Origin of the sequence: Streptomyces beijiangensis (genome assembly GCF_017315755.1) — a bacterium.
GTDB classification, from domain to species: Bacteria; Actinomycetota; Actinomycetes; order Streptomycetales; family Streptomycetaceae; genus Streptomyces; species Streptomyces beijiangensis.
Window position 1 is genome coordinate 1 of record NZ_JAFLRJ010000641.1, and the last position, 4594, is coordinate 4594.

The following is a 4594-nucleotide window of genomic DNA, read 5'->3' on the forward strand; positions in this document are numbered from 1 at the left end:
CGCCGCTCCTCGGGGGTCAGCGGCCCGTCCTTGCGCAGCAGCCGCGTCGGCACCCCCAGCTTCCCCACGTCGTGCAGGATCCCCGCGAACCGCAGCACTTCGAGCCGCTCGCCGTCCATCCCCAGCTCGCGCGCGATCATCGCCGAGGCGTGCCCGACCCGTTCGCTGTGCCCGCGGGTGTACCGGTCCTTGATGTCGACGGCCTGCACCAGCGCCCGGATGGTGGCCTGGTGCGCGGCCCGCTCCCGGTGGTACTGGGCATAGACCCAGCTGGAGATGTACATGGGCAGCAGGACGAACAGCGCCGCCCCCGGCCCGTACACACTCCGCCACAGCACGGCCATCATCAGCCCCGCGAGCCCGTGCACCAGGTGCGGCGCCAGCGAGGGGAGCACCAGCCCGCGCCAGGCCTTGCGCACCGGCAGCCGTTCGGCGGTGGCGAGTATCCCGCCGTCCAGTGCGGTCAGGGTCAGGCAGAAGGCGAGCGTGGTGACGAGCGCGGGCATCAGTACGTACGGGAAATCAACCGCGCCCCGCACCCCGACGATCCCGTACACCTGCGCCGACACCCATACGGCGAGGGCGAGTTGGGCCGCCCGCCAGACGCGCCGCACCGCATAGGGCCGGTCCTCGACCTTCCCGGCCAGCGCCCCGGGCACGGCGACCAGCGCGGCGGCAGCGGGCGGCAGCAGCAGGGCCGCGGCCAGCAGTACGGGGATGAAGGACCCGGCGCCCAGCGACCGTCTGCCGAGCAGCTCGCACCCCGCGTACAGCGCGGCGAGCAGGGCGACGGCGCGCCACGGCGTACGGTCCGCCGAGAAGGCTGGCAGGGCGCACCCGACGGCCCCCAGCACGGCGCACACCACATACACGCGCGCCCCTGCAGGCAGTCCCCGCATCAGCCCTCACCCTCTCCTCATCCTTTCCTCGTACAGGACCGGGAGAATAGGCGCGCGGTGGTCGCCAAAGTGCGGATTCGGGCAATGTGCAGCACCTTCGGGTGACAGGCTGCCACTTTCCAGGAGCGCGGAAGAGGCCGTGACACGAGCGTCACGGCCTCTTCTCACGCTGCCATATCCCTTACCGAAGGGGGCAGTTCACTCCTGGGCGACGGCCGGCAGATCCGCGTCCGTCAGCGTCACATCCTGTTCGGGCACGGCCTGCCCCGACCGGATCAGGTCGATCCGTCCCATGACCTTGGACCGCAGGTCGGCAGGGACGTCGTCGCTGCCGCAGCAGCGCTTCACCAGCTTCTTCACGGCCTGTTCGAGGCCGTACTTCTCCAGGCACGGCGAGCACTCGTCAAAGTGCACCTCGAACTTGGTGCAGTCCGTGTCGGGCATCTCATGGTCAAGAAACTCATAGAGATGGTCCAGGACCTCGGAGCATTCCGTCTCGTGCGGCTCTCCGCAGCTCATGAGCCCGAGCCTTTCGCTTCGTCCGACTCTCCGGCGCCCGCCGGAACCAGCCCCCGGTCACGGGCATAGTCCTCGAGCATGCCGCGCAACTGACGGCGGCCGCGGTGCAGTCGGGACATCACCGTTCCGATGGGTGTCCCCATGATGTCTGCGATCTCCTTGTACGCAAAGCCCTCTACGTCCGCGAGATACACGGCGATGCGGAATTCCTCCGGGATCGCCTGCAGCGCTTCCTTCACGTCCGAGTCCGGCAGGTGGTCGAGCGCCTGCGACTCGGCCGACCGGAGTCCGGTCGACATGTGGGACTCGGCACGCGCGAGCTGCCAGTCCTCGATCTCCTCGGCACCACTGCGCAGCGGTTCGCGCTGCTTCTTGCGGTAGGAGTTGATGAAGGTATTGGTCAGAATGCGGTACATCCACGCCTTGAGGTTGGTCCCCTCACGGAACTGATGGAAGGACCCGTAGGCCTTCGCATACGTCTCCTGTACCAAATCCTCCGCATCGGCGGGGTTACGCGTCATACGCAGCGCAGCCGAGTACATCTGGTCGAGGAACCCGAGAGCATCCCGCTCGAAGCGCGCATTGCGCTCGGCGGTCGTCTCCTCCGCGTGGCCGTCTTCGGTCCCTGTGTCGGTACCAGTGACCGGACCCACCTCCTCCAACGCCGTGGCGGGTCCGAACGCGGACCCACTCGAATCGGAGGATAGACGAACATCCATCCCGTCCGCCGCCTGAACGGAAGTGACCTTGGCCCCCGAAAGCACCGTCCACTCCAGGTCAGCGGTGCGCGGGCGGCGCGGGCAGATGGTCGAACCCATGCGACGGACTCCCTCTCCACGTACGAGATCCATAAGACTCTGAACAGCCTGATGTCCCGCACAACAGTGGTCTCGCGCTCAACATTCCCGGAGCATCCGCACCCACTCGCTCACACCGTCCGTGATGACCTCCAGAGCCTGCTCCTGGGTCAGGGAGCCACGCTTGGGCACGGAGAACCCATGATCTCCGCCGGCGACCTCGACCAGCCGGTGCTCCCCTTCGGGGAACTCGCCCGGCTTCCCGAAGGGATCGTTCCCGCCCTGTACGACCAGAGTGGGCACCCCCGCCCCGAGCAGCTCCGCGCTGCGGGACTTCTCGGGCCTGCCCGGGGGATGCAGCGGAAAACTCAGCGCGAGCACCCCACAGGCCCCCAGCTCACCGGCTGTGCGACAGGCCACCCGGGCCCCGGCGCTCCTGCCTCCCGCGACCACGGGCAGCCCTGGCTTCTCCAGTACGGGCCACACCCCGCGCCAGCCCACATCGAGGGTCTTCGGGGCGGGAGCGACCTTCTTCCCCGCCACCCGCCACGGCTGCTCCACCAGAGCCACGCTCACCCCGAGCGCGGGCAGCACCCCGGCAAGGGCCTGCAGGTCCCGGGCCTCGATCCCGCCCCCGGCCCCGTGCCCCAGGGCCACGGCCAGCCAGGCCTGCTTCCCGGGGAACCAGGTGACGCGGGCTTCCCCGGCGTCCGTCTCCACACTCTCGACTCGACTCACACAGCACATCCTGCCGGTGCGCGCCCTCAGAACAGCGTCCCGACCTCCGGCCCGTCCAGCTCCGTCACCAGCTCGGCCCCGTTGTTACGGACATTGCTGACCGCCGTCGACACCGGATAGGCGCGCACCAGCCGCGCGGGCGGCGGCACCAGCAGCCCCCGTACCTCCTCGGCGTCCGTGAGCGACGGGTCCAGCCACGCCGACCACCGGTCCTGCGGCAGCATCAGCGGCATCCGCGGATGGATCGCCGCCAGCGAGGAGGGCCCCGACCCGCCGTATCCCGCGAGGGGTGTCGTCTCCGCCTCGGTCGTCACGATCGTGCACGTCGACCACCAGGCCAGCTCGTGGTCGTCAGGGAGCGTGCGGTCCCGCCAGAACTCGTACAGTCCCGCGAAAGCCATCACCGAACCGTCGGCAGGAGTGACGAAATACGGCTGCTTCCGGGCCCGCTTCTTCTTCCCCTCGACCTCAAGATCCCGCTCTTCGGCGGCGGTCACCCACTCGTAATAGCCGTCCGCGGGCACGATGCAGCGCCGGGCCGCGAAGGGCCGCCGGAACGACGGCTTCTCGTGGACGGTCTCGGCCCGCGCATTGATCATCCGCGCCCCGCCCTCGGGTGACCTCGCCCACGAGGGCACCAGACCCCACTTCACCGTCCGCAACTGCCGAACCGGACGATCGTCCCCGGCGTCCTTTACAGGGCGCTCCAGAACCACGTAGACCGACTTCGTCGGCGCCACGTTCCAGTCCGGGGCCAGCGCCTCCGTCGGATCCCATTTTTCGATCTCAAAGGTTCCTGCGAGATCCTCGGCCTTACGACTCGACGCATACCGTCCGCACATACGTCCAAGCCTGCCATCCCCGAGGAGCCCCCCGCAGATGGATCGCATCTTCGGCACCCAGCCGGATCCCGACCAGTGGCTGGTCATAGGCACCGCCGCCATCGCCCTGGCCGCGGTGATCCCCCATCCCCTCTGGCGCCTGTCCCGCAACGCCGTCACCATCGCCCACGAGGGCGGTCACGGACTCGTCGCCCTGCTCACCGGCCGCCGCCTCGACGGCATCCGGCTGCACTCCGACACCTCGGGGCTCACGGTCAGCCGGGGCAAGCCGCACGGCCTCGGCATGATCCTCACCGCCGCCGCCGGCTACACCGCCCCGCCGCTCCTGGGCCTCGCCGGCGCCGCGCTGCTGGCCTCGAACCACATCACGCTGCTCCTGTGGGTGGTCAGCGCGCTGCTCATCGCGATGCTGATCATGATCCGGAATGCGTACGGCGCCCTCACCGTGATCGCGACGGGAGCCGCGTTCGTCCTGATCTCCTGGCTCACGTCCGCGCAGGTGCAGGCGGCCTTCGCGTACACGGCTGTCTGGTTCCTGCTCATCGGCGGCGTACGTCCCGCCTTCGAGCTCCAGGCCAAACGGCGCCGGCACAACTCCGGCGACTCCGACGCGGACCAGCTCGCCCGCCTCACCCACGTCCCCCCGACGCTCTGGCTCCTCCTTTTCCACATCGTCTCGCTCTGCTGCCTCATCGGCGGCGGCCGCTGGCTCCTCGGCTTGTAACCCAGCCGGTGACCCGACAGGCTGCTTACATCGGGGACTGCAACATCAGCGGCTCCGCCGCCGATGAGGCAGCAG

Annotated in this window: 6 protein-coding genes; 1 reads left to right on the forward strand and 5 read right to left on the reverse strand. The window is 69.2% G+C overall.

Annotated elements, in window-relative coordinates; all coding sequences use genetic code 11:
- From J0695_RS37820 to J0695_RS37840, 5 genes are all read right to left on the reverse strand, one after another.
- Positions 1-899, reverse strand: an 899-nt coding sequence (locus tag J0695_RS37820; protein ID WP_206969343.1) for an HD-GYP domain-containing protein, incomplete at its 3' end; no start/stop codon positions are given.
- 198 nt (positions 900-1097) lie between these two features.
- Entirely contained in the window at positions 1098-1418 is a 321-nt protein-coding gene (rsrA, locus tag J0695_RS37825; RefSeq protein WP_206969344.1) for a mycothiol system anti-sigma-R factor, read from the reverse strand.
- Positions 1415-2071, reverse strand: a complete 657-nt coding sequence (locus J0695_RS37830; protein WP_206969350.1) for a sigma-70 family RNA polymerase sigma factor — start codon at positions 2069-2071, stop codon at positions 1415-1417. The genes rsrA and J0695_RS37830 overlap by 4 nt, the downstream gene beginning before the upstream one ends.
- 243 nt (positions 2072-2314) lie before the next feature.
- The gene (locus tag J0695_RS37835; RefSeq protein WP_307798885.1) at positions 2315-2953 is read right to left on the reverse strand and encodes an alpha/beta hydrolase family protein; all 639 of its coding nucleotides are present in this window, start codon (positions 2951-2953) and stop codon (positions 2315-2317) included.
- A gap of 26 nt (positions 2954-2979) precedes the next feature.
- Positions 2980-3795, reverse strand: coding sequence for an SOS response-associated peptidase (locus J0695_RS37840; RefSeq protein WP_206969346.1), 816 nt, complete (start codon positions 3793-3795; stop codon positions 2980-2982).
- A 37-nt stretch (positions 3796-3832) separates the two neighbouring features.
- Between J0695_RS37840 and J0695_RS37845 the strand changes: the two genes are divergently transcribed.
- On the forward strand, positions 3833-4519 hold the full coding sequence (locus J0695_RS37845; protein WP_206969349.1) for a M50 family metallopeptidase: 687 nt from the start codon (positions 3833-3835) through the stop codon (positions 4517-4519).
- The last annotated feature ends 75 nt before the right edge of the window (positions 4520-4594 follow it).

Bases quoted from the DNA above. Each gene is read 5' to 3' on its own strand.
- rsrA (WP_206969344.1), bottom strand. From the start codon at position 1,418: ATGAGCTGCGGAGAGCCGCACGAGACGGAATGCTCCGAGGTCCTGGAC.
- J0695_RS37840 (WP_206969346.1), bottom strand. From the start codon at position 3,795: ATGTGCGGACGGTATGCGTCGAGTCGTAAGGCCGAGGATCTCGCAGGA.
- J0695_RS37845 (WP_206969349.1), top strand. From the start codon at position 3,833: ATGGATCGCATCTTCGGCACCCAGCCGGATCCCGACCAGTGGCTGGTC.